Origin of the sequence: Streptomyces sp. NPDC001843 (genome assembly GCF_042891955.1) — a bacterium.
GTDB lineage: Bacteria > Actinomycetota > Actinomycetes > Streptomycetales > Streptomycetaceae > Streptomyces.
In genome coordinates this window covers 461,571-484,919 of sequence record NZ_JBIATQ010000002.1, presented here as the reverse complement: position 1 = coordinate 484,919, position 23,349 = coordinate 461,571, and the positions used below count along the sequence as shown (strand labels likewise).

Sequence of the window (23,349 nt, the reverse complement as noted above, 5' to 3'; positions counted from 1 at the left end):
TGTTGCCGCACACAACCTGGAGACGAACGATGCACCTCAGACCAATGATGGCGTCCGTCGGCCTGCTGGCCGGCACACTCGCAGCGCTGTCCGGCACCACCGCGCAGGCCGCCTCCGCGCGTTACGAGGCCGAGAGCTCCCCGTCCGTCTGCACCGGCACCGTCGACTCCGACTGGGCCGGATACTCCGGCAGCGGATTCTGCAACGGAACCAACGCGGCCGGCGCCTATGCGCAGTTCACCGTGAACGCCGCCACCGCGGGCACGGCGACCCTGAACGTGCGCTTCGCCAACGGCGGCACCGCCGCGCGCCCGGCCGACCTCGTCGTCAACGGATCCACCGTGCGGAGCCCGTCCTTCGAGGCCACGGGTGCCTGGTCGACCTGGGCCACCAAGACACTGACCGTGTCACTGAAAGCGGGCAGCAACACCATCCGCCTGAACCCGACGGCCTCGGGCGGCCTGCCCAACATCGACTACCTCGACGTGGAGACGAGCGGCAGCACGACCCCGCCGACGAGCGGCGCGCTGTACGTGGCGCCGAACGGCACCGACGGCGCGGCCGGGACGCAGTCCGCGCCGACCACACTCACCTCGGCGATCAGCCGGGTCGCGCCCGGTGGGACGATCTACCTGCGCGGCGGCACGTACAACTACTCCTCGACGGTCACCGTCCCGGCCGGCACCGACGGCACCTCCGGCGCCCGCACCACCCTGTCCGCCTACCCTGGCGAGACCCCGGTACTGAACTTCTCGGCCCAGAGCGAGAGTCCTGCCAACCGCGGGCTCCAGCTGATGGCCTCGTACTGGCACGTCTACGGCATCACCGTCGAGCACGCCGGTGACAACGGGATATACGTCGGCGGCAGCGACAACGTCATCGAGCGCACGGTGACGGCGTACAACCGCGACACGGGACTGCAGCTCGGCCGGATCGCCTCCACCACTCCGAGCAGCCAGTGGCCGTCCCACAACCTGATCCTGAGCTCCGAGTCCCATGACAACGCCGACTCCGACGGCGAGGACGCCGACGGCTTCGCGGCCAAGCTCACCACCGGCACAGGGAACGTCTTCCGCTACGACGTCTCCCACAACAACATCGACGACGGCTGGGACCTCTACACCAAGAAGGACACGGGTGCGATCGGCCCGGTGACGATCGAGTACTCCCTCTCCTACAACAACGGCACCCTCTCCGACGGCACCGTGAACAAGAACGGCGACCGCAACGGATACAAGCTCGGCGGCGACGACATCGCGGTCGACCACGTCGTCCAGCACAGCATCGCCTACCACAACGGCCATCACGGGTTCACCTACAACAGCAACCCGGGGAGGATGAGCGTCTCGAACAACGTGGGCATCGACAACGCCCAGCGCAACTTCTCGTTCGACGCGGGCACTTCGGTGTTCCGGAACAACACCTCGTGCCGGTTCGGTGTCAGCGGGTCCAACGACAAGACAATCGGTGACGCCGACGGTTCGAACCAGTTCTGGACCGGCTCGAACGGGTCCCGGTGCTCCTCCTACAGCGGTTCCCTCGGCTGGTCCTTCGCCGCGGACGGCCACCTGGTGGTGACCTTCGGCGGTACTCCGGTCACACCGTAGCCCGCGGGCGGTCCGTCCGAGGGAACCGGGCGGGCCGCCCGGAAGAGATCCATGGCGTGGATGTCGTGCATCCACAGCCGGCGAGCCAGGCCAGATCCGTCGCACCCTGGTGGCCGGCGCCGAGCCCGGTGCCGGTCCGGGTCGCCCGGCGTCGGCCGCGGGACAGACCCTGAGGGACCCGTTGGTGCCGTCGGCTTGCCGCACGGCCCGCTGGTCCGGGGCGCCCGCTGGTGCGACGCTGGGTGGAGAGGTGTCCGAGGGGGAACAGCCGGGAGGGCCGATGGGACGCGACGTCCCGGCGCTGGTCTTCACCCGCGAGGACCGCCGCCGGTACCGGGCCAAGATGCAGGAGTGCCTCGACGCGTTCGCGCAGATGCTGCGCGAGTCACGGTTCGAGTCCGAGCGGCCCCAGGTGGGCCTGGAGATCGAGCTGAACCTGGTCGACGACCGGGCGGAACCGGCGATGCGTAACGTCGACGTGCTCGAGGCGATCGCGGATCCCGCCTGGGCCACGGAACTGGGCCGGTTCAATCTGGAGATCAACATCCCGCCCCGTCGGCTGACGGCGGGCGGACCCGACGCCTGGGAGTCCGAGATCCGCGCCGCGCTGAACCACGCGGAGCAACGCGCCCGGTCGGTCGGCACCCAGCTGATCATGATCGGCATTCTTCCCACCCTCAGGCACGAGGACATGGGCGAGGCCGCCCTGTCGGAGAACCCGCGTTACCGGCTGCTCAACGACCAGATCTTCGCGGCCCGGGGCGAGGACCTGCTCATCGAGGTGGACGGCGTCGACCGGCTGCGGACCTACGCGGACACGATCACCCCCGAGGCAGCCTGCACCAGCACCCAGTTCCACCTCCAGGTCTCCCCGGAGGAGTTCGCGGACTACTGGAACGCGGCCCAGGCCATCGCCGGCATCCAGGTGGCGCTCGCGGCCAACGCACCGTTCCTGTTCGGCAAGGAGCTGTGGCACGAGACCCGCATCCCGCTGTTCGAGCAGGCCACCGACACCCGTCCGCAGGAGATCAAGGTGCAGGGGGTACGGCCCCGGGTCTGGTTCGGCGAGCGGTGGATCAACAGCGTCTTCGACCTCTTCTAGGAGAACGTGCGGTACTTCCCGGCACTGCTGCCCCTGTGCGAGGAGGAGGACCCCGGCGAGACGCTGGACCGCGGCGACATCCCCGAACTGGCCGAGCTGACCCTGCACAACGGCACCATCTACCGCTGGAACCGCCCCGTCTACGCCGTCGCCCACGACAAGCCGCACCTGAGGGTGGAGAACCGTGTGCTGCCCGCCGGCCCGACCGTCGCCGACACCCTCGCCAACGGCGCCTTCTACTTCGGCCTCACCCGCGCGCTGGTGGAGGAGGAACGGCCGGTGTGGTCGCGGATGTCGTTCTCGGCCGCCGAGGACAACCTGCACGCGGCGGCGCGGCACGGCATCGAGGCCCGCCTGTACTGGCCCGGGATGGGCGAGGTGCCGGCGTCCGAACTCGTCCTGCGGCGTCTGCTGCCGCTGGCGCACCGGGGACTGATGCACTCCGGCATGGACGAGGCCTGGCGGGAGCCGCTGCTCGGGATCATCGAGCAGCGGTGTGTCACCGGCCGCAACGGGGCGGTCTGGCAGAAGGAGATGTTCCACCAGATCGACGCCGCCACCCACACCGGCCGCCACGAGGCCCTGCGGCGGATGACCCGGCAGTACATCGACTACATGCATCTCAACGCGCCTGCCCACACCTGGCCGGTCGACTGAACAGCGGCATGCCCGTGGTCCAAGCCCTTGTCGGAACGTGGTCGACATCGCCTGGGGGCCGCCCTGCCCGGACACCAGGCACGTGGTTTACGGCGGCTGCGACAACCTCGACGGGCGTGCCCGGCCCAGCCGATGCCGTGGCCGACTCGCGCGGCTCGACGCCGAGTTGTTGGTGATCGTCGAGCAGGACCTGTACTCGTGCGCACCCGAGGTGCGGCTGCCCATCCCGGTGCGCACCCGTGAGCACCTGGCTCGTTGCGGCCTGTCGGGTACCCGACGTCCGAACACCAACCAGTAGGAGGCCGCCTTGGACGTCAGGGACGACGCGACTCAGACCCCCGTTCCGCCCGCCACCCCAGCGGACACCCCGTCCGCGGCGGTCTCCCGGCGGCTGCGGATCATCACGATCATCGCCACCTTCGGCGGGCTGCTCTTCGGTTACGACACCGGCGTCATCAACGGCGCCCTGCCCTACATGACCGACGACCTGGGACTGACCCCGGTCACCGAGGGCATGGTCACCAGCTCCCTCCTGCTGGGCGCCGCACTCGGCGCGGTCGCCGGCGGCCGGCTCTCCGACGCCCGCGGCAGGCGCCGTACGATCCTCGCCCTGGCGGTGCTGTTCTTCATCGGCGCGCTGGGCTGCACCCTCGCTCCGACCACCGCGGTCATGGTCGTCGCACGCTTCGTGCTCGGCCTCGCCGTCGGCGGCGCTTCGGTCACGGTGCCGGTCTACCTCGCGGAGGTCTCCCCCGCCGAGCGGCGCGGCGCGCTGGTCACCCGCAACGAGCTGATGATCGTCAGCGGTCAGCTGCTGGCCTTCACCTCCAACGCGATCATCGCCCAGGTTGGCGGTGAGTCCGGTGGGGTGTGGCGCTGGATGCTGTTGATCGCCACCGTTCCGGCCCTGGTGCTGTGGTTCGGCATGCTGGTCATGCCGGAGAGCCCGCGGTGGCTGGCCTCCAGGACCCGCTTCGACGAAGCCCTGGAGGTGTTGCGGCAGGTGCGGTCCCAGACCCGTGCCGAGGCCGAACTCGCGGCGGTCTCCGCGCTCACCGTGGAGGGAGAGCGGGAGCGGCTCGGCGGCTGGCGGGACATGAGGTCCACCCCGTGGATCCGCAGGCTGATGTTCGTCGGCTTCGGCATCGCGATCGTGCAGCAGATCACCGGCGTCAACACGATCATGTACTACGGCACCCAGATCCTCACCGACGCCGGCTTCGCCGCCGACAGCGCGCTGACGGCGAACATCGCCAACGGCGTGATCTCGGTGCTGGCCACCTTCGCCGGCATCTGGCTGCTGAGCCGCGTCAACCGCCGCCCGATGCTGATGACCGGTCAGATCGGCACGACCGCCGCCCTGTTGTTCATCGGCGTCTTCTCCCTGGCCCTGCACTCGGGAGACGGCCGGGCGTACGCGGTGCTCGCCATGACCGTCACGTTCCTCGCGTTCCAGCAGGGCGCCATCTCGCCGGTGACCTGGCTGATGCTGTCGGAGATCTTCCCGATGCGGATGCGCGCGTTCGGGATGGGTGTCGCGGCCGTGGTGCTGTGGCTGACCAACTTCGTGATCGGGCTGGTCTTCCCGTCCCTGGTCTCCGGGATCGGGATCCCGGGCACGTTCTTCCTGTTCGTGGTCGCGGGGATCGTCTCCCTCATCTTCGTCAAGCTCTACGTCCCCGAGACCAAGGGCCGCACCCTCGAAACCCTCGAAGCCGAACTCCGGGCGCGCTTCTCCTGATTCCCTGGAGGGAACGACCATGACCGTACGTGTAGGGCGTCTTGGCGCCGGAATGATCGGCCATGACCACATCCGGCGCCTGACCGAGGTCGTCACCCGGGGCCGCCGTCACCGCCGTGACCGACATCGACCGGATCCGCGCCGTGGAGGTCGCCGCCCGTGCGGGTGCGGCGGCCGTGCCCACCGGCGCCGGCCATGGCCGCCCTGGACACCGGTCGTGACGGCGCGAACTGCGATGCGACGGCGTGGCAGCGTCCTGCGTCTTCGCCTGGGAGGAAACGGGCCCGCGAGTCCTCGGCGTTCATGCCGGACCGCATCCGCAAGGAACTCGTCGGCCGGCGCGAAGCCCCGCGGGCCCGCCTCCACCCCGGGCGGGTCCCGGCTCAGGGCAGCGGGGTGCCGCCGGTCGCGTTGAGGATCTCCGCGGTGATGTAGCTCGCCTGGGGGGAGGCGAGGTAGACGTACGCAGGAGCGAGCTCGGCCGGCTGTGCCGGGCGGCCCAGCGGGCTCTGCTTGCCGAACTCGGCCGTCTCGGGCATCGTCGCGGGGATCAGGGGGGTCCACACCGGGCCGGGGGCGACCGCGTTCACACGGATCCCGCGGTCCGCGAGTTGCTGGGCCAGCCCCTGGGTGAAGGTGGCGATCGCGCCCTTCGTGGTCGCGTAGTCCAGCAGGTGCGGGCTCGGCTTGTACGCCTGCACCGACGTGGTGTTGATGATGCTGCCGCCCTCCGGGATGTGCGGCAGGGCGAACTTCGTCAGCCAGAACATCCCGTAGAGGTTGGTCCGCAGGACACGGTCGAACTGCTCGGTGGAGATCGCCTCGATGCCGTCCGGCTGGGACATCTGGTAGGCGGCGTTGTTCACCAGGACGTCGATGCGTCCGAACTCGGCGACCGCCCGCTCGATGAGCGCGCGGCAGTTGCCCTCCTCGCGGATGTCGCAGGAGACGGCGACCGCCTTGCGCCCCGCGTCCTCCACCAGACGGGACGTCTCGCGGGCCTCGTCCTCCTCCTGCTCGAGGTAGGTGAACAGCACGTCGGCGCCCTCACGGGCGAAGGCGAGCGCCACGGCCCGTCCGATGCCGGAATCCCCGCCCGTGATGACGGTCTTCCGCCCCTCCAGACGGCCCGAGCCGCGGTACGACTCCTCACCGTGGTCCGGCGGCGGGTCCATCGGCCCGGTCCAGCCGGGGTGCGGCTGATCCTGGGAGGGGAAGTCGGGGCGAGGGTGCTGTGTGGTCGGATCCCGCTGGGCGTTGTGCTCATCCGTCACGGCGGCCTCCTGTCTCTCGGGCGGTCGGGACAGGCGACCGGGTTCCCGGATCGCGTCCGCCGAAAGCCCCGGGCAGGATTTCTCAGTGCTTCTTCCCCTGCTTGGCCATGCCCGGCTTCTTGGGCTTCTTCCGGTTGGGCGGCGGCTTGGACTTCCCGGACTCCTCTCGCGCGCCGACAATCGCCGTCGTGGCTTTCTCCGCTCCGCGGTCATGGCCCTCCTTCGTGGCGCCCGGGGCGTGGCCCTCCTTCGCGCCCAGGACCGTGGTGGCGGACGCGACCGGAGCGGTGCCGGGCGTTTCCGTCGGCGGCTGCCCGGCCGGGGTCCCCGGGGCCGGCGGTGTCGTCCGGTCTGCCGGCGCCGAGGGGGTGTGCGACGGCTCGCTGGCCGGAGCGGTCGGTGCGCGGCCGCCCGCGCCCGAGGCGCTGGCGCTCCCGGAGCCCGCCAGATCACCGATCGATCCCGTCAGGGTGACGCCGAGCAGCGCGGCCAGGGCGGCCCCGGCCGTCGCCAGGTGCCGTCCGCCGCGTCGCCGGGCGGCGGGTATCTGCCGCGGGGCCGCCATCGTCCCCGTCGGCTCGGGATCGGCGGCGAAGGCGGGGACACTCATGGCGTCCGCCCGGACACCGCGGTACGTCCTCGCCGGGAGGACGGCGCTGAGCCCGTCCCGCTCCGGCCGCAGGGCGGCCAGAGCTTCGGCGCACGCCTCGGCATCGGGGCGCTCGCTCTCGTCGAGAGCGGTCATGGCCTGCAGCAGAAGGGAGAGATCACGGTCGAGGCAGGCCGGCACGACCGGGGTGCGGTGCAGTCGGGCGATCGCCGCCTCCAGCGGGGCGCCGTCGTACTCCAGCCGTCCCTTGAGGCACTCCAGCAGGGTCAGGCCCAGGGCGTAGACATCCGCGGCGGGCCCCACCTCGCGGCCCATGACCTGCTCCGGAGCGAGATACGCCGCGGTACCGACCAGCGCTCCCGTGGCGGTGTGCGCGGTGGCGTCGATCAGCCGTGAGATGCCGAAGTCGGTCAGGTGCGGGATGCCCGCCTCGTCCATGAGGATGTTGGACGGTTTGACGTCGCGGTGCACCACCCCGGCGGCGTGCACGTGGGCGAGGGCTTCGGCCACGGCCGCACCGATGGCGCACACTTCGGCCCGGGGCAGCGCCCCCGAAACCGTGCGGGCGCGCAGCGTCGGCCCTTTGAGCAGCTGCATGACCAGGAAGGGGCGTCCCCTGTCCCGTCCGTAGTCGTGGACGGTGACGAGCCCCGGGTGCTGCAGACGGGCCAGCAGCAGGGCCTCGTCGGCGAAACGTTCCTCCGTCTGTGTGTCGCTGCCCGCTCGGAACACCTTCACCGCCACGGACCGCCTCAACTGGAGATCGAAGCCCTCGTGGACATCGGCGGCGCCGCCGCGGCCGAGCAGGGCGTCCAAGCGGTAACGACCGGCCAGCACCGCGTCCCGTAGGGGCGATTCGGGCCCCGCGGACCATCGGCGTACTGGCATGTGCTCTCCCCTGACGGACGGTTGCGTTCTCCGGCCGGTGAATCCGGACGGAGACGTCCGCGTTCCCGGGACGGGCGACGTTATCCCTGGCGGGCATCGCGCTGTCGCGGGCCGTCGAACCCACGTGAGACGACCTCGACGCGCCCGGTGGCGTGGTCGAGGCGCACGGTGTCCAGCCCCAGGGACTCAAGATGGGCGACGATTCGGCGTGCTCGCCGCCCTCGATGAGGAGAGCAGCCGCCCATCGGACCGCAGGCCATGGGCCCGAGTGGAGACGATCCGCGGTGAAGCCGACGACGCCGGGCGGCGAGATGCGGGCTGCGATCTCAGGCGTGTCGGGATGCAGATCCACGATGCCGAACCGGGCACCGCGGGTTGGCTGGCTGGTCGGGGTCGAGCGCGGTCTTCTGGCTGACCAGCAGATACGGGTCGGTCGAGGCCGGCCAGCGGCGGTGGCGGTAGGTCAGCCACTCGGCGGCCAAGCGGTGCGTGAACTGCTCAAGGTGGAGGGTGTGCGGCAGCAGGCCGCGTCGGGTCTCGACCGTGCCGCTGTCCCCACATCCGCTGTCCCACGGAGAAGCACAGGGCAGGCGTTCCTCGCGCGTTGCGTCGCGTCGGCCGAGCGGCTTGCCCTTACGGTGCTGCAGAGATGACCGGTAGTCAGAAACGGAGGGGAGGCGGGAGGCACCGTGGCCGATACGGGCGGGCGAACGGCCGGGCGGGGCGGGCGCCGGGCGGACCGTACGGTGCTGGGCAGCCGGCCGGCGCACTCGGTACGGATCCCGCCGCGCTCGCGCTCCGGGCAGGCGCTCCTCTCACCGGCCGAGCGGACGGTGCCGTCCCTGCGGGTCGCCGCGGCCTACGCCTGGCGGCTCATCGTCGTCGGCGTCGTCGTCTACGGTGTCTTCACCGTCCTCGGCCGCTTCCAGCTCATCGCCGTGTCCCTGTTCCTCGCGCTCGTGGTCACCTCGGTACTGCGGCCCCTCGCCGACCTGCTGAACCGGGTGCTCCCCCGGCCGCTGAGCGTCGTCGTCGCCCTCGTCGGCAGCCTGCTGCTGCTGTTCGCGCTGCTCGCTCTCGTCGGCAACGCGGTGGCGGGCGAGTCCACGAAACTGGCGGGTGAGTTCCGGGGCGGCGTGCACCGGATCGAGCTGTGGCTGCAGCGCCCGCCGTTCCGGATCAGTCCGGGCAAGCTGTCGGATCTGCAGGGCCAGGTGGTGGACTACATCAACGCGCACCGGTCGAGACTGCTCAGCAGCGCCGTCAGCGGGCTCGGCCGGGTGGTCGAGCTGGTCACCGGAGGGGTGCTCGCGCTCTTCTCCTCCCTCTTCTTCATCCACTCCGGCGAGAAACTGTGGGCCTGGGCCCGGGACCAGTTCCTGCCCAGTGGTGCCCGGCCACGGTGGGACCTGGCGGGACACGCGGCCTGGCGGACGTTCGCCGGATACACCCGCGGCATCATCATCGTGGCCTCCACCAACGCCGTGCTCGTCGGTGTCGTCCTGCTCGTCCTGCGGGTGCCTCTCGCGCTGCCGCTGACCCTGCTGGAGTTCTTCGCCACGTTCGTGCCGCTGGTGGGCTCACCGATCGCGCTGGGCGTGGCGACGGTGGTCGCCCTGGCCGGGCGCGGTCCGCTCACTGCCGCGGCCGTCCTGGTGCTCATCGTCGTCATCGGCCAGTTGGAGGGTCATGTACTGCATCCGCTGGTGCTGAGCTGGGCGGTCAGCCTGCACCCGCTCGTCGTCGCCGTGTCGGTCATCGCGGGCAGCATCGTCGCCGGTGTGATCGGCGCCGTCGTCGCCGTCCCGTTCGTCTCAGTCGTCTGGTCGGTGCTGCGCGCCCTGCGGACGGCTCCCCCGTGAGATCCGGTCCGGGGCCGGACTTTTCGGGCGGCCCACAAGGGGCACGCGTGCGGGGTACGCAGTCGAGCCGAGGAACGGTGCCGCCATGGCAGAGTACGAACGTTCACGCACGATGCCCGCACAGCCGGAGCAGGTCTTCGACCGGGCCGCCGACGTCGACCGGCTGGACGCCTGGCTGCCGGACGCCCTGCATGTACGGCCCGAGGATCCGCCCGCCGTCACCGTGCACGAGGACCGCTTGGACCAGGACACCTCGGCGCTGCTGCGCACGGAACGCGACCAGATGCGCATCGAGTGGGGCACCCGCGAGCAGGGCGGCTACGCCGGCTGGCTGCAGGTCGCCGGTATCGGCAGCGGAGCCAGTGAGGTCACCGTCCACCTGTCGTTCTTCGAGGACAGCCACGACCCGGGCGAGCAGGCGGCCCGCGACGCCCTCGACAACAGCCTGGAACGGCTGGAGCGGCAGCTGCGGGCCGGCTAACGGGTGCGGGCCACCAGGAGGGCGACGTCGTCGTGGTCGTCGGGGTGGCGCAGGCCGTACAGCAGCAGGTCGCAGGTCTCCTCCAGGGGCCGGTGCGGTTCGTCGAGGAAGCTGAGGAGCATGTTCAGGCGGTCGTCGATGGGGTGGTAGCGGGTTTCGACGAGACCGTCGGTGTAGAGGACCAGGAGGTCGCCGGGGTCCAGGTCCGTGGTCGTGGTCTCGAAGGAGATGCCGCCGACGCCGAGCGGGGCTCCGGCGGGCAGGTCGAGCAGGACGGCGGGTCGGCCGGGGCGGGCCAGCGCCGGGGGCATGTGTCCGGCGTTCGCGAGGCGGCACTGCCTCGTCCTGGGGTCGTACACGGCGTACAGGCAGGTGACGATGTAGTGCTCCAGATCGCAGGTGATCTTGTCCAGGTGCTGGAGCACCGCGTCGGGGGCCAGGTCCAGGTCGGCGTAGGCGCAGGTGGCCGTGCGCAGCCGTCCCATGGTGGCGGCCGCGTCGATGCCGTTGCCCATCACGTCGCCGACGACCAGCGCGGTCTTGTCGTCGGCCAGCGTGATCACGTCGTACCAGTCGCCGCCGACCTCGCTGGTGGCCTGGGCGGGCTGGTAGCGGGAGGCGAGTTCCAGTCCGGTGTGGTGCGGCGGGTGGTCGGGCAGCAGGCTGCGCTGCAGGGTGAGGGCGGTGTTGCGCACGCTCTGGAACCAGCGGGCGTTGTCGATGGCGACGGCGGCGCGGCTGGCGAGTTCGCCGGCCAGGACGACGTCGTCCTCGTCGAACGGGAGCGGGTTCCGGGTGCGTTTGAGGTCGAGGGCGCCGAGCACCTCGCCGTGGGCGACCAGGGGTACGGCGAGGTAGGAGTGGACGCCGGCGCGGGCCAGGAGCGTGGCGGCCTCGGCGTCGCGTGCGATACGCGGTAGATCCTTCTCTTCGACGTGCTTCACCATGACGGGCCGGCCGGTGTGGACGCACAGGGTGACCAGCCGGTCCCCGTCGTAGGCGGCCAGGTCGCCCGGAGGGTCCGCGGCGCGCAGCGCGACGGTGGGGTGGGACGCCCGGAGGGCGAGCGCACGGAAGAGTTCCGGGCCGCCGGTCGGTTTGCGGGTGCGGCGGCAGGCCAGGGCCTCGTCCAGGACGTCCACGGCGACCACGTCGGCGAGGCCGGGGATGGCTATGTCGGCCAGTTCGTGGGCGGTCTCCTCGACCTCCAGTGTGGTGCCGACGCGGGTCGACGCGTCGGCGATGAGTGCCAGACGGCGCCGGGCCCGGTCGGCCTCGGTGGCGGCGCGGTGCCGCTCGGTGACGTCGACGACGGAGGCGGCCGCGCCCAGGGTCCGTCCGCCGGGGTCCTCCAGACGGTAGAAGGACAGGGACCAGGCGTGGTCCTGGTCGGGGTCGGTCGGGGGGCGGCCCACGTGGTACTGGTCGAGCAGCGGGGTGCCGGTGGTGAGCACCTGGCGCAGCGCGGACTCGATCGTCCCCACGTCGGAGAAGGGCAGGGTCTCGCGCAGGCGACGGCCGATGTGGTCCTCGGCGGGTATGCCGTCGATGCGTTCCAGTGCGGGGTTGACCAGGAGGTAGCGCAGTTCGGGGTCCAGCAGGGCCAGGCCGATCGGGGACTGGCTGATCAGCCGGTCGCACAGTGCCAGGTCGGTCTCGACGCGCTGCAGCAGGGTGTGTTCGGCCGCGATGCCGAGGGCGAAGACGTCCCCCAGGTCGTTCAGCAGCCGCATGGTGCGGAACTCCATCAGGCGGCTGTCGCCGTCCTTGTGCCGGACGGGGAAGGCACCCGCCCAGCTGCGGCCGGTCTCCAGCACGTCCGCGAACAGGCTCAGTACGGACTTGAGGTGTTCGGGGCGGATCAGCAGCCGCGCGGCGTACTGCCCCAGCGCCTCGTCCGCGGTATAGCCGAACAGCTCTTCCGCCTGCGGGGTCCAGAACACGATGCGCCCGTCGGTGTCCAGGACCACCGCGGCGACACTCAGCATGTCCAGCAGCCCGGTGGGCCGGGTGGCCTCGGGCCCGGACGTGTCACGGCCGGACTGGGAGGACTGCGCTGTCATCCCGGTCCCTCCCTTCCGCGGAATCGGTCTCCGGCGGGGTCAGGCACCGTCGGGCAGTTGTTGCTCCGTCCAGATGGTCTTGCCGTGGGACGTGTGGCGGGTGCCCCAGCGCTGGGCGATCTGGGCGACGAGGAACAGGCCGCGCCCTCCCTCGTCGGTGATGCGGGCGCCGCGCAGGTGCGGGGAGGTGTGGCTGGCGTCCGAGACCTCGCAGATCAGGGCGCGTTCGTGGATGAGCCGGAGACTGATCGGCCCGTACGCGTGCTTGATGGCGTTGGTGACCAGTTCGCTGACGATCAGCTCCGTGGTGAACGCGACCTCGTCCAGACCCCACACGGCCAGCTGGCGGACGGCGTTGTTCCGGGCCACGTGCACCGCCGAGGGATCCGCCGGGACGTCCCAGGAGACGACGCGGTCGGGGCTGAGCGCGTGGGTGCGCGCGATGAGGAAGGCGACGTCGTCGCGTGGGCGTTCCGGCAGCAGGGTGCGGACCATGGTGTCGCACAGTTCCTCGAGCGGCCGGTCGGGGTGGGCCAGGGTGAAGCACAGGCGCTCCATGCCGACGTCGACGTCCCGGTCCGACGCCTCGATCAGCCCGTCGGTGTAGAGCGCGATGACGCTCCCCTCCTCCACCGCGATCTCGGCCGACTCGAACGGGAGGCCGCCGAGCCCGAGGGGCGGGCCGGCGGGGATGTCGGGGAACTCCACCGGCTCCCTGAGGTGGGCGATCGCCGGACTGGGGTGCCCGGCGCGAGCCACCACGATGGTGCGGGCGACCGGATCGTAGACCGCGTACACGCAGGTCGCCCCGATGACGAGCGGGCCCTGCGCGGCGGCCTCGGCCTCGTCGGACAGGCGGACGACCAGGTCGTCGACGTGGGTGAGCAGTTCGTCCGGGGGCAGGTCCAGATCGGCCAGGGTCTGGACGGCGGCGCGCAGCCGTCCCATGCTGGCCGCTGCGTGCAGTCCGTGACCGACCACGTCACCCACGACGAGGGCGACCCTGGCCCCGGAGAGCGGTATGACGTCGAACCAGTCGCCGCCCACGCCGGCCTCGGTGTCGGCGGGAAGGTACCGGTAGGCGACCTCGACGGCGTTGTGCCGGGGCAGATCGGGTGGCAGCAGGCTGGTCTGCAGGGTGAGCGCGGCCTGGTGCTGCCTGGCGAAGCGCCGCGCGTTGTCCACGCAGACGGCGGCCCGTGCCACCAGTTCCTCGACGAGGAGCAGATCGTCCTCGCCGAACGGCTCGGGGTGCTTCCAGCGCAGCACGGTCACCACGCCCATGGTGATGCCGCGGGCGCGCAGCGGGACGACCAGGTGTGTGTGCACGCCGAGCCGGATGAGTTTCGTCCAGCGCTGGGTGTCGTCGATGAGCCAGGGTGTCGTGGCGCTGACGAGCTCGCGGATGGGCTTGCCGGTGGCCAGGCAGCGTTCCTGCGGGGACCGGGCCGGATAGCGGGGGGCGGCGCCGACGTCCACGACCACTTCGGGGTGGTCCTCCTGGATCGACAGATGGGCGGCCCGGTGCAGCATCGCCTCGCCCGGCTGGCGTCCCCCGGGCGGGTCCGCCTCCGCTCGTACCTCGTCCAGGAGGTCGATCGCCACGAAGTCGGCGATCCGCGGCACCACGACCTCCGCCAGCTCCTGCACCGTACGGTCGAGGTCCAGGGTGGTCCCGATGTGTTCGCTGGCCTCGTTGAGCAGGGTGAGCCGGTCGCGTGCCGAGTCCTGGCCGGTGGCGTGGAGGGCGACGAGGCAGACGCCCAGCGTCTGCCCGGTGGTGTCCCGCACGGGGAAGAAGGAACGCAGCCTGAAGTCCCGCTCCCGGCTCCGGCGGGAGATGCCGTGGCGGGGCGGCACGTGGTCCAGGGTCACCTGGGGCTGTCCGGTGATGAGCGCGCGCCTGGCGTGACGGTTCACCACGGGCGTCGGTCCACCGGAGTCGGCCACGGTGCCGGGCGGCTCCTGCTCGGCCGGCCGGTCCTCGTCCATGTCGGCCAGCGCGCGGTTGGACCATTTCCAGCGCAGATCCGTGTCGAGTACGGCGATGCCCATGGGCGACCGCTGGAGCAGGCCTCGCGCGACCGCCTCGAAGAACTCGAACTCCATCCGTTCCCTGACGTCGCACGCGACGATCAGCCAGCCGTGGTGCCCGTCGGCGCCGAGGAGGGGGCATGTCCGGACCGAGAGGTCGACGGCGTGGCCGGCGCGGTGCCGGGCGGCGAGCACACCGGTCCAGCCGCGTTCCGTCCGGCGCAGGCCCGAGACCGCGGCGGAGAGGTCCCCGCCCGCGACGACGGACTCCGCGTGACGTCCGACCACGTCGCGGGCCCGGTAGCCGATCAGGCGCTCGGCTCCGGGGCTCCAGGAGACGATGAACCGTTCGGCATCGGTTATCACCACGGCCGCGGACTCGATGTCGAACGGATAGGCCGGATCTGCACTGCCGACAGCGCGGCTGACGCCCATATGCACGTCCCATCCAGGGCGGGTCCCCACGAGCCCATTGTCGCACCGAGGGTCGGGCCACGCCGCGCCGGTGCGCGCCGCGCCCGGTAGGGGCTCGGCCCGCGGCGAAGTGCCGCGGGCTTCGGCGATCCGGCTGCCGGACGTCACCGAAGCGGTCGTCACCGGGTCCGCTCCCGGCGCCTTGCGTCATCGCCGATGCTCGTCGCGGCGGATGATCGCCGGGAGTGCCGGACAGGACACCGGCCGGTGCCGCCCGGCCCGGGTGGCGCGGTCCATCGGCCCGACCTCGGCCCGAGAGACGCCCGGTGACTACATGTCGGGGCGGACGAGGGTGCCGGACCTGCCGTGGACGATCTCGTACGCCGCGTCCAGACAGCCGATCGCGGCCAGGCCGCCGGTGTGCTCCACGAAGCGGGCTGCCGCCTCCGTCTTGGGCCCCATCGAGCCCTCGGCGTAGCGCCCCTCGCGCAGCCCCGCGGGGGTCACGTCCAGTACGGGTCGCTGGTCCGGGGTGCCGTAGTGGGCGTAGACGTTGGGCACGTCGGTGAGGATGAGCAGGAAGTCGGCCTTCACGCCCTCGGCGAGCAGGGCCGCCGCGAGGTCCTTGTCGACGATCGCCTCGGTACCGTGCAGGAGGCCGCCCTCCTCGGTCACGGGGATGCCGCCGCCGCCCGAGCAGACGACGAGGGTGCCGGTCGCCAGCAGTTCCCGGATGCTCTCCGTCTCCAGGATGCGCTCCGGAGCGGGCGAGGGGACGAGACGGCGTCCGGTGCCCGGGTCCCCGGTGTCCTGCCGGCCGCGCCCGCGGGCGAGCGACTGTGCCGGCCTGCTGGGCCGGGGCCGGCCGACGGGCTTCGTGGGCCGGGCGAACGCCGGGTCGTCGGCGCGGACGAGGGTGTGGGTGACCAGTGCGGCGACCCGGCGGCCCGGCAGCGCGTCCCGCAGCGCGCGGGCCAGCAGGGAGCCGATCAGGCCCTGGGTCTGGGCACCGAGCAGGTCCAGCGGGTACGGGGCGCTCAGTGCGGGGTCGGCCGCGCTCTCCCCGGCGAGCAGACCGAGCTGCGGCCCGTTGCCGTGGGTGAGGACGAGGTCGTGGTCGTGGGCGAGCGGGGCGATCGCGGTGGCCACCCGGACCACGTTCGCCCGCTGGAGCTCCGCGTCGGGGCCTTCTCCCCGCCACAGCAGGGCGTTGCCGCCGAGGGCGATGACGATGCGCATGGGTGTCGGTCCTTCGGGTGCGGGACCCGCCGGGGTCGTCCGGGAGGCCGGGCGTCGGCGGGGCGGACGATCGGCTCAGGCGTGCGGTACGACGGCCACCGGGCAGCCGACGTGGTGGAGGACGGCATGGGCGACGGGACCGGTGTGGTGCCCGAGTCCGCCTCCGCCGGTGCGGCGGCCCACCACGACGAGCCCGGCACCCGTGGCGGCACGCACCAGTTCCGCGGCCGTCCGGCCCTCGACGACGGTCTCGGTCACGGGGACTTTCGGATACTTCTCGGCCCAGGGGCGCAGCGCCGCGACGACCGTGTGTTCCCGGTCGGCGAGCCGCTCGGGACCGGGGGCGGAAGGCGGGGCGCCCTCGGCGGGTTCCGCCTCGAAGACGTGGATCACGCGCAGCGCCGTGTCCCGGCGGTGGGCGGCGTCGAAGGCGAAGGCGATCAGGTCGTCGCAGGGCTGGGTGACGTCCAGCCCGAGGACGACGGCACGGTAGGGCGTCTCGGGGATCTCGTCCGGCGCCACACCGTCCACGGCGGGCAGATGCTCGTCGGCGGCGCTCCGCCCGGCGCGTACCAGCACCACGGGGCAGCCGGCGCCGCCCACCACGCGCTGGGACACCGAGCCGGTGACGAATCCCGCGGTGCTGCCCAGCCCCTGCGACCCGAGGACCAGCAGTTCGGCCTCCGCGCCCGCCGAGAGCAGCGCGGAGACCGCGGAGTCGCAGATCAGGCGGCCTGCGACGGTCAGCGTGGGGTGCGCGGCGCGGACACTGTCGACCGCCTCTCGCAGAAGGTGCTCGGCCCAGCCGTGCTCGGCGCTGCCGAGGGACACGTACGGCGCGGGACGCACATGCCGGTGCCAGGCGTGCACGAGGTTCAGCGCGGCGCCCCGGCGCAGCGCCTCATGGGCGGCCCAGTGCGCGGCCGCGAGGCCTTCGGGGGATCCGTCGACTCCCGCCGTGATGTTCCGGACCATGACGTGTCCCTCCCGTGCCCGGGCCGGTCAGCCCTCCTTACTCGAGCCTGCGCCTGGTGGACGCGTACGCCCAGGGGCCGACCGGCCCCCACGGCCGGAACGCCCGGTACCTGCCCGGCCCGCCCCGCGCAGCGCTTCCCGGCTGGCGCGGACCCGTGGGCGCGGGCAGCGTGGACGTACGGACAACGACTGCTGAGCGAGGTGGCCATGCAACCCCCTGAGCCGGTACCCCGGGTGGTAGTGGGCGTGGACGGTTCTCCGTCCTCGTACGCGGCGCTGCGCTGGGCGGCGCGGTACGCACATCTGGTCGGCGGGGCCGTGGAGGCGGTCCACGTCTGGGACACACCGTCGGACGTGGGCTGGAGCGGCCCTGCGATCGATCCCGACTTCGATCTGCAGCAGGCGCGGGAGCGGTTCGCGCAGGAGCTGCGCACCGTCTTCCCCGAGGAGCGCCCCGTCGATCTGGAGGAGTGCCTGGTGGAAGGCGATCCCTCGGAGGTGCTGATCCGGGCCTCACAGGGCGCGGAGGTCCTCGTCGTCGGCGGCCGTGGACGGGGCCGGTTCGCCCGGGCGATGCTGGGCTCGGTCAGCCAGCGCTGCGCCCAGCACGCGGCCTGCCCGGTCGTCGTGGTACGCCAAGGGCACGATCCCGCGCACTGATCCCATCCGTGCGGGCATGCACCGTCGTGGGCGCCGGGCCCGAAAGGGCAGGCTTTCGGGCCTCGGGGAGGGACCATCGGCACTGGTGCGCGAGGGACGGCCTGGTCGACAGTGGTCTTGGGAGCGGTGCCGATCCCCCGCGGTGCCGCTCCCTCCCGTGTACGTAGAGGCTCTCGTCACGAAGAAGCTCTTCTTGTACGAAGACGACGGAAAGGACCATCCGCTTCTCGCGGATCCGGATTGCGCGGTGCGCGGTGCGTGGCCGCTTCCCCGCGTCTGGTGGAGGTCCTTTCCGCCACCACCATGGAACCACCGCCCGGCCGTCGGCACGAGGGCCGAGCGGTCCTTCCGGGGGAGCCGCCCGGCCTCTTGCGAAGACGCCGGGCGCGTCGGTCGTGGGTCACCACACGTCGATGCGTCGGCCCGTGAGCGCGGTGATCTCGATGCGCACCCAGACGTCACGCTCCCCTCCGGCCCACGGCGTGGTGCAGGCGCGCTCGGCGAGACGGCGGACGGTCTCCGGGTCGGTCACCGCCTCGGCGGGTCCGCGTACCAGGACGCTCCAGCCCTGGCTCAGCGCGTCGTCGACGCGGTCGACCTCGAAGGCCACCTCGTGGCCGAAACCCCGGGTGGACACCGAACCGGGCTGGGTCCGGAAGACGATGGCGTCGTCGACGACGCTGTAGTTGACGGGTACGACGACAGGCGCCTCCTCGGTGGAGACCGCGAGCCTGCCCACGCCGTGCGTCGACAGCAGCCGGCGGCACTCCTGCTCACCCAGTTCGCTCAGACGTGGGGCGCGCGCGGCGTGCCCGATCCCGGGCGGCAGGTCGACGTGACCGCCACCGAGCTCCGTGAGACTGGTCCGCAGCGCCCCGGCCAGCCTGAGCAGGGTCCCCGAATCCGGTGCGGCGGTGCTGTGCTCCTCCAGATGCGTGAGGTAGCCGGGGGCCATGCCCGCCCGGAAGGCCACTTCCTCCCGGGTGAGACCCAGTTCCCTGCGCCGCCGCTCGATACGGCGTCCGAGGTCGCCCTGGGGAGGCCGGTCCGCCGCGGTCGACGTCGTCTCTTCCGACGCTGGTCGTTCCGCCATGACCACTCACTCCTCTCGTCCCGGAATGTTCGATGTGTTCACCGGGTCCGGTTCTTTTGGCCCCGGCTCGGGAAGGCCGGGTCACGACCGCTGCGACACGACCGCGACCGGGCACTGGGCGTGGTGCAGCAGCGTGTGCGCCACCCGGCCGAGCTGCAGTCCGAAGCGGCCCGGTCGGCAGCGGGCGCCGATGACGACCAGATCGGCGGCGGCCGAGCGGTCCACGAGCACCTTGCGGGCCGTTCCCTCCACCGTGGTGCGGCGCACGCGGAGGCCGGGACGGGCGGCCGCCGCGTCGTCGAGGAGCTTGTCCAGCAGGGCGGAGGCCCGCTGCTCGTGCTGGTGCGCGGGGGTCCCGGTCAGCAGGGGGTGGGCGGCGCCCTCGTGCGCGGGGCAGCGCCAGGCTCGTACGACGTCGAGTACGCATCCGCGTGCCTCGGCCTCCTGGAAGGCGAAGCGCACGGCCTCGCCCGCGGTGTCCGGGTCGCCGGCGCCGAGGAGCACCCGGTCATGCGTGCCGGCCAGCCCTGCCCGGTCCCCGCGGACGACGATCACCGGGCAGTGGGCGTGCGCGGCGACGCCCAGACCGGTCGAGCCGAGCAGCAGTCCCTTGATCTCACCCCGGCCACGTGCTCCCGTCACCACGGCGAAGGCGTACTGGCTCTCGTGCAGCAGGGCGTCCACCGCTTCCTCGGGGAGGATGTCCGTGGCGGCCTTCACGTCCGGGTTGCGCAGCCGGGCCCGCTCCGCCGCCGAGGCGACGACGTGCTCGGCCATCACCTGCTCGGAGGGGCGCTCGCGGCTGTCCGACGGCATCACCCCTTCGTAGCGCTCCCACAGGCAGGCGTGCACGAGGCGCAGCGGCAGGCCGTGGCGGGCGGCCTCGTCCACCGCCCAGTCGATCGCCGTCAGGCTGGACTCGGATCCGTCGACACCCACGACCAGAGGCAGTTCCGTCATCGGGGTCACCACCTTCCGCCGGGCCGCCGGGCAGGCAGCACGGGCTCCCAGTCCCACCGTCGCACGTGCCCGTGCCCGGTGGTGAGGGCCACTCGGCCCGGTTCGGATCCGCTCAGCCCACGAGCCGGGCGGGCCGGGCGGCGGCTTCGCCGGTGTGGGCCGATCGGCCCCCCGTGAGGACCGGGCGGCCCGTGGTGCCGGGCGCCGCTCTTACGGAGGCTGGAGTCGACAGCCCAGGACGCTCCGCCGTCCGGCGGCGATGGACGACGAAAGGAGCCGGAGCGATGACCTCCACCACCACCCTGGCCGCGGCCCTCCCGGCCGACCAGCGCGATCGGCTGATGCGCTTCGCCCGCGAGGTCTCCTTCCCCGTCGGCACCCGCCTGTTCGAGGAAGGCCGGCGCGCCGACCGGTTCTGGATCATCCGGACCGGGACGGCCGCCCTGGACCTGCGCGTACCCGGGCGCCGCGCCGCCGTCATCGAGTCCCTCGGCCACAACGAACTCGTCGGCTGGTCCTGGCACTTCCCGCCCTGCATCTGGCAGCTCGGCGCCGAGGCCACCAGCCCGGTACGTGCCTGGGAGTTCGACGCCGACGCCGTTCGGGCGGAGTGCGCGAGCGACCCCGAGTTCGGCCGTGCCATCGCCGTATGGGTCGGCCGCGTGGTCGCCCACCGTCTGCACGCCGCACGCATCCGGCTCCTCGACCTCTACGCCCCCTACGGCAGTGGCAGCCGGTCCTGACACCCGGGAGGAGACCATGCCCAGCAGCCCCTACACCGTCAGCGACGTGATGACCCACACCGTCGTGGCCGTGGGACGCGAGGCCCCGTTCAAGGACATCGTCCAGCTCATGGACGAGTGGAAGGTCAGCGCCCTGCCCGTGCTGGAGGGTGAGGGCCGCGTGGTCGGCGTCGTCTCCGAGGCCGACCTGCTGCCCAAGGAGGAGTTCCGCGACAGCGACCCGGACCGGTTCACCCAGCGGCAACGTCTCGACGACCTCGCGAAGGCCGGAGCGCTCAGCGCGGGCGAGCTGATGTCGGCCCCCGCCGTCACCGTGCACGCCGACGCACCGCTCGCCGAGGCCGCCCGCATCATGGCCCGGCGCAAGGTCAAACGGCTGCCCGTCATCAACGACCAGGGCCTGCTCGAAGGGGTCGTCAGCCGCGGCGACCTGCTGAAGGTGTTCCTGCGCGGTGAGGAGGAGATCGCCGACGAGGTGCGGCACGAGATCGTCGACCGCCTCTTCCCCACCTCCGTCGAACCGATCCTGGTGGGGGTCCACGACGGCGTCGTCACACTCACGGGCCGGATCCGGGACACCTCGCTGGTACCGGTGGCCGCCCGCATGGTCCGCGCCGTCGAGGGCGTGGTCGATGTCGAGTGCGACCTGACCGCCGGTTCGGTACGGAGCGATCCGCGCTGACCCCACCTGCGGCCTGGCGTCGCCCGGTCATGTCATCGGCCCGGCCTCGGGGCGGTCCCGGACTACCCGACTCCGGTCCCGGGCCCGAAGCGGTCCGGGCCCGGGCGGTCCGGGTCCTGGCCCGTCCGGTCCCACCGAGCCCGGGGCAGTCCGGACCGCCCGAGTCCGGGCCCGTCCGGGGCCGGGACAGCCCGCGGCCGGGACAGCCCGGGGCCTCCGAGTCCGGCTCTGTCCCGCACCTGGCCCGTCCGGGACCGGACCTCCCGTCCGTCACCACACCGCGTCCGGCCCACACCGGGCCGAGGGAAAGGGCCCGTCCGCCGGGACCGGCCGGAGGAGGCCCATGTCGTCCGGACCCGGAACGCCGCGCCGCACCTCATGGTGTGCGCCGCGGAGGCCGGGCCGCGGGTCCGAGGAGACAATGGGCCGCATGGCCGACAACAAGACGGCGGCGCTGCCGCGCAAGACGTACGAGAGTGAACTGCTGCGCCTGCAGACGGAGTTGGTCAAGCTCCAGGAGTGGGTGCGAGCGGCGGGCGCCCGGCTGGTGATCGTCTTCGAGGGACGGGACGCGGCCGGCAAGGGCGGCACGATCAAGCGGGTCACCGAGCACCTCAATCCCCGTGGGGCCCGCATCGCCGCGCTGCCGAAACCGACGGAGCGGGAGCGCACCCAGTGGTACTTCCAGCGGTACGTCGAACAACTGCCCGCCGCCGGGGAGATCGTGCTGTTCGACCGGTCCTGGTACAACCGGGCCGGTGTGGAGCACGTCATGGGGTTCTGCACCAAGGAGGAACACCAGTTGTTCCTGCGCCAGTGCCCGATCTTCGAGCGGATGCTGGTCGAGGACGGCATCCTGCTGCGCAAGTACTGGTTCTCGGTGAGCGACGCCGTGCAGCAGGAGCGCTTCCGGCGCCGGCTCGAGGACCCGCTGCGGCGCTGGAAGCTGTCGCCGATGGACCTGGAGTCGATCACTCACTGGGAGGCGTACTCGCGGGCCAAGGACGAGATGATGGTGCACACCGACATCGCCGAGGCCCCCTGGTACGTCGTCGAGAGCGACGACAAGCGACGGGCCAGACTGAACATGATCGCCCATCTGCTGGCGTCCGTCCCCTACCAGGAGGTGCCGCCGCCGGTGCTCGAGCTGCCCGACCGGCCGCGGTCCACCGGGTACCAGCGTCCGCCGCGCGATCTGCAGACCTACGTCCCCGATCACACGGCGAACCTCTGAGCCGGCTGTCGACGAAGGACGCGCGAGGTCAGTCGTGCGGGACGACCGCGACCGGCGCCGTGGCGTGGTGCAGGACGGCGTGGCTGACGGGGCCGAGGTGCGGGCCGAGTGGCGCACGGCGGGTGCGACGTCCCACGACGACGAGGGAGGCGTGGCGCGAGGCGTCGACCAGCCGTGCCGATGCGCTTCCCTCCGCGCTGACCTCCACGACCTCGACGGACGGGTACTTCTGCCGCCAGGGGCGCAGCGCGGCCGTCAACTGTGCGGAGAGCTCCTCCTGGAAGGCCGGGTCCACGGCCGGCCCGTAGGCGTAGTACGGCGGCATGGTCCAGGCGTGCACGGCCCGCAGTACGGTCCCGCGCCGGGCGGCCTCCTCGAAGGCGAAGGCGAGCACCGCGTCGTCCGGGCCGTGGATGTCCAGGCCGAGCACGACCGGCCGGTACCGGGTGGCGGTGGACGGAATTCCCACGGGGTCCGTCTCGTGCTCGTCGGCGGCCTGTTCCCCGGCCCGCACCAGGACCACGGGCCGCCCGGCACGTGCGACGACCGACTGGCCGACGGAGCCGACCAGGAATCCGCCGACGCCGCTCAGCCCGCGGGAGCCGAGGACCAGCAGCTCGGCGTCCTCGGCGGCCGCCACCAGCGTCTCGCCGGGTTCGCCGTCGCGCTGCTCGGTGACGATGTCCACACCGGGGTGGCGCAGCCGCAGGCCCTCGGCCGTGTCGCGCGCGATCCTGTCCCAGCCTTCGGCCGGGGGGACCACCGTCTCGTTTCGCTCCATCGGTACGGGCACGGGCTCCCCCACGTGCACCAGCCGCAGCGGCAGCCCGCACAGCCGCGCCTCGCGGGCCGCCCACTCGGCGGCGGTGCGGCTTTCCGGGGAGCCGTCGAGGCCCACGGTGACGGTGCGGGACATGGCGTCCACCTCCTGTTGCCGGTCCCTGTCGACCGGATCACCTCCAGCTTTCCGGCCGGGGCGGCCGGCGGGCAGGGTCCTGCGGGTCCCTGAGCGGGCCCGACCGGCCCTACA

The 23,349-nt window shown here is 72.3% G+C and carries 18 protein-coding genes and 1 pseudogene; 10 read left to right on the top strand and 9 right to left on the bottom strand.

Going from position 1 to position 23,349, the window contains the following annotated elements; translation table 11 throughout:
- Positions 1 to 29: 29 nt before the first annotated feature.
- The 4 genes and pseudogenes from ACFYZQ_RS07545 to ACFYZQ_RS07530 all read left to right on the top strand — a co-directional run bounded on the left by ACFYZQ_RS07545 (position 30) and on the right by ACFYZQ_RS07530 (position 5,107).
- Positions 30 to 1,607, top strand: a complete 1,578-nt coding sequence (locus ACFYZQ_RS07545; protein WP_389142734.1) for a CBM35 domain-containing protein — start codon at positions 30 to 32, stop codon at positions 1,605 to 1,607.
- Between the two features lie 280 nt (positions 1,608 to 1,887).
- Positions 1,888 to 3,366 (top strand): annotated as a pseudogene (locus ACFYZQ_RS07540) (glutamate--cysteine ligase).
- A 37-nt stretch (positions 3,367 to 3,403) separates the two neighbouring features.
- On the top strand, positions 3,404 to 3,664 hold the full coding sequence (locus ACFYZQ_RS07535) for a hypothetical protein (protein WP_389142731.1): 261 nt from the start codon (positions 3,404 to 3,406) through the stop codon (positions 3,662 to 3,664).
- A 9-nt stretch (positions 3,665 to 3,673) separates the two neighbouring features.
- Entirely contained in the window at positions 3,674 to 5,107 is a 1,434-nt protein-coding gene (locus tag ACFYZQ_RS07530) for a sugar porter family MFS transporter (RefSeq protein WP_389142728.1), read from the top strand.
- A 383-nt stretch (positions 5,108 to 5,490) separates the two neighbouring features.
- On the opposite strand, the gene ACFYZQ_RS07525 is transcribed toward ACFYZQ_RS07530, so the two are convergent.
- A complete protein-coding gene (locus ACFYZQ_RS07525; RefSeq protein WP_389142725.1) occupies positions 5,491 to 6,381 on the bottom strand; it encodes an SDR family oxidoreductase in 891 nt (296 codons plus the stop codon).
- Between the two features lie 82 nt (positions 6,382 to 6,463).
- The gene (locus tag ACFYZQ_RS07520) at positions 6,464 to 7,879 is read right to left on the bottom strand and encodes a protein kinase (protein ID WP_389142722.1); all 1,416 of its coding nucleotides are present in this window, start codon (positions 7,877 to 7,879) and stop codon (positions 6,464 to 6,466) included.
- A 689-nt stretch (positions 7,880 to 8,568) separates the two neighbouring features.
- Between ACFYZQ_RS07520 and ACFYZQ_RS07515 the strand changes: the two genes are divergently transcribed.
- Both ACFYZQ_RS07515 and ACFYZQ_RS07510 read left to right on the top strand, forming a co-directional pair.
- Entirely contained in the window at positions 8,569 to 9,741 is a 1,173-nt protein-coding gene (locus ACFYZQ_RS07515; protein ID WP_389142719.1) for an AI-2E family transporter, read from the top strand.
- Positions 9,742 to 9,826: 85 nt separating this feature from the next.
- Positions 9,827 to 10,222: an SRPBCC family protein gene (locus ACFYZQ_RS07510; protein WP_389142716.1), complete on the top strand. Its 396-nt coding sequence runs from the start codon at positions 9,827 to 9,829 to the stop codon at positions 10,220 to 10,222.
- On the opposite strand, the gene ACFYZQ_RS07505 is transcribed toward ACFYZQ_RS07510, so the two are convergent.
- From ACFYZQ_RS07505 to ACFYZQ_RS07490, 4 genes are all read right to left on the bottom strand, one after another.
- Positions 10,219 to 12,285, bottom strand: a complete 2,067-nt coding sequence (locus tag ACFYZQ_RS07505; RefSeq protein WP_389142713.1) for a SpoIIE family protein phosphatase — start codon at positions 12,283 to 12,285, stop codon at positions 10,219 to 10,221. The two genes, ACFYZQ_RS07510 and ACFYZQ_RS07505, sit on opposite strands and share 4 nt — an antisense overlap.
- 39 nt (positions 12,286 to 12,324) lie before the next feature.
- Positions 12,325 to 14,754 carry a SpoIIE family protein phosphatase gene (locus ACFYZQ_RS07500; RefSeq protein WP_389142710.1) on the bottom strand — a complete coding sequence of 810 codons (2,430 nt, stop codon included), beginning with the start codon at positions 14,752 to 14,754 and terminating at the stop codon, positions 12,325 to 12,327.
- 309 nt (positions 14,755 to 15,063) lie between these two features.
- A complete protein-coding gene (locus ACFYZQ_RS07495; protein WP_389142707.1) occupies positions 15,064 to 15,972 on the bottom strand; it encodes a carbamate kinase in 909 nt (302 codons plus the stop codon).
- Positions 15,973 to 16,047: 75 nt separating this feature from the next.
- Positions 16,048 to 16,947, bottom strand: coding sequence for a universal stress protein (locus ACFYZQ_RS07490; RefSeq protein WP_389142704.1), 900 nt, complete (start codon positions 16,945 to 16,947; stop codon positions 16,048 to 16,050).
- A 207-nt stretch (positions 16,948 to 17,154) separates the two neighbouring features.
- On the opposite strand from ACFYZQ_RS07490, the gene ACFYZQ_RS07485 reads away from it, so the two are divergent.
- On the top strand, positions 17,155 to 17,607 hold the full coding sequence (locus ACFYZQ_RS07485) for a universal stress protein (RefSeq protein ID WP_389142701.1): 453 nt from the start codon (positions 17,155 to 17,157) through the stop codon (positions 17,605 to 17,607).
- Between the two features lie 400 nt (positions 17,608 to 18,007).
- Here the strand turns inward: ACFYZQ_RS07485 and ACFYZQ_RS07480 are convergent, their stop codons facing one another.
- Positions 18,008 to 18,700, bottom strand: a complete 693-nt coding sequence (locus ACFYZQ_RS07480; protein ID WP_389142698.1) for a helix-turn-helix domain-containing protein — start codon at positions 18,698 to 18,700, stop codon at positions 18,008 to 18,010.
- 81 nt (positions 18,701 to 18,781) lie between these two features.
- Entirely contained in the window at positions 18,782 to 19,660 is an 879-nt protein-coding gene (locus tag ACFYZQ_RS07475; RefSeq protein ID WP_389142695.1) for a universal stress protein, read from the bottom strand.
- A 284-nt stretch (positions 19,661 to 19,944) separates the two neighbouring features.
- On the opposite strand from ACFYZQ_RS07475, the gene ACFYZQ_RS07470 reads away from it, so the two are divergent.
- The 3 genes from ACFYZQ_RS07470 (at position 19,945) to ppk2 (ending at position 22,319) form a co-directional block, all read left to right on the top strand.
- Positions 19,945 to 20,403, top strand: a complete 459-nt coding sequence (locus ACFYZQ_RS07470) for a Crp/Fnr family transcriptional regulator (protein WP_389142693.1) — start codon at positions 19,945 to 19,947, stop codon at positions 20,401 to 20,403.
- 16 nt (positions 20,404 to 20,419) lie between these two features.
- Entirely contained in the window at positions 20,420 to 21,085 is a 666-nt protein-coding gene (locus tag ACFYZQ_RS07465) for a CBS domain-containing protein (protein ID WP_389142690.1), read from the top strand.
- Positions 21,086 to 21,515: 430 nt separating this feature from the next.
- Positions 21,516 to 22,319 carry a polyphosphate kinase 2 gene (gene ppk2 / locus ACFYZQ_RS07460; RefSeq protein ID WP_389142687.1) on the top strand — a complete coding sequence of 268 codons (804 nt, stop codon included), beginning with the start codon at positions 21,516 to 21,518 and terminating at the stop codon, positions 22,317 to 22,319.
- Positions 22,320 to 22,347: 28 nt separating this feature from the next.
- Here the strand turns inward: ppk2 and ACFYZQ_RS07455 are convergent, their stop codons facing one another.
- A complete protein-coding gene (locus ACFYZQ_RS07455; RefSeq protein WP_389142684.1) occupies positions 22,348 to 23,235 on the bottom strand; it encodes a universal stress protein in 888 nt (295 codons plus the stop codon).
- Between the last annotated feature and the right edge of the window lie 114 nt (positions 23,236 to 23,349).

What these genes read in the sequence shown, in the direction of transcription:
- ACFYZQ_RS07475 (WP_389142695.1), bottom strand. Translation starts at nt 19,660, where the DNA reads ATGACGGAACTGCCTCTGGTCGTGGGTGTCGACGGATCCGAGTCCAGC.
- ACFYZQ_RS07485 (WP_389142701.1), top strand. Translation starts at nt 17,155, where the DNA reads ATGCAACCCCCTGAGCCGGTACCCCGGGTGGTAGTGGGCGTGGACGGT.
- ACFYZQ_RS07545 (WP_389142734.1), top strand. Translation starts at nt 30, where the DNA reads ATGCACCTCAGACCAATGATGGCGTCCGTCGGCCTGCTGGCCGGCACA.
- ACFYZQ_RS07505 (WP_389142713.1), bottom strand. Translation starts at nt 12,285, where the DNA reads ATGACAGCGCAGTCCTCCCAGTCCGGCCGTGACACGTCCGGGCCCGAG.
- ACFYZQ_RS07490 (WP_389142704.1), bottom strand. Translation starts at nt 16,947, where the DNA reads ATGGTCCGGAACATCACGGCGGGAGTCGACGGATCCCCCGAAGGCCTC.
- ppk2 (WP_389142687.1), top strand. Translation starts at nt 21,516, where the DNA reads ATGGCCGACAACAAGACGGCGGCGCTGCCGCGCAAGACGTACGAGAGT.
- ACFYZQ_RS07520 (WP_389142722.1), bottom strand. Translation starts at nt 7,879, where the DNA reads ATGCCAGTACGCCGATGGTCCGCGGGGCCCGAATCGCCCCTACGGGAC.
- ACFYZQ_RS07495 (WP_389142707.1), bottom strand. Translation starts at nt 15,972, where the DNA reads ATGCGCATCGTCATCGCCCTCGGCGGCAACGCCCTGCTGTGGCGGGGA.
- ACFYZQ_RS07480 (WP_389142698.1), bottom strand. Translation starts at nt 18,700, where the DNA reads ATGGCGGAACGACCAGCGTCGGAAGAGACGACGTCGACCGCGGCGGAC.
- ACFYZQ_RS07465 (WP_389142690.1), top strand. Translation starts at nt 20,420, where the DNA reads ATGCCCAGCAGCCCCTACACCGTCAGCGACGTGATGACCCACACCGTC.
- ACFYZQ_RS07510 (WP_389142716.1), top strand. Translation starts at nt 9,827, where the DNA reads ATGGCAGAGTACGAACGTTCACGCACGATGCCCGCACAGCCGGAGCAG.
- ACFYZQ_RS07500 (WP_389142710.1), bottom strand. Translation starts at nt 14,754, where the DNA reads ATGGGCGTCAGCCGCGCTGTCGGCAGTGCAGATCCGGCCTATCCGTTC.
- ACFYZQ_RS07470 (WP_389142693.1), top strand. Translation starts at nt 19,945, where the DNA reads ATGACCTCCACCACCACCCTGGCCGCGGCCCTCCCGGCCGACCAGCGC.
- ACFYZQ_RS07455 (WP_389142684.1), bottom strand. Translation starts at nt 23,235, where the DNA reads ATGTCCCGCACCGTCACCGTGGGCCTCGACGGCTCCCCGGAAAGCCGC.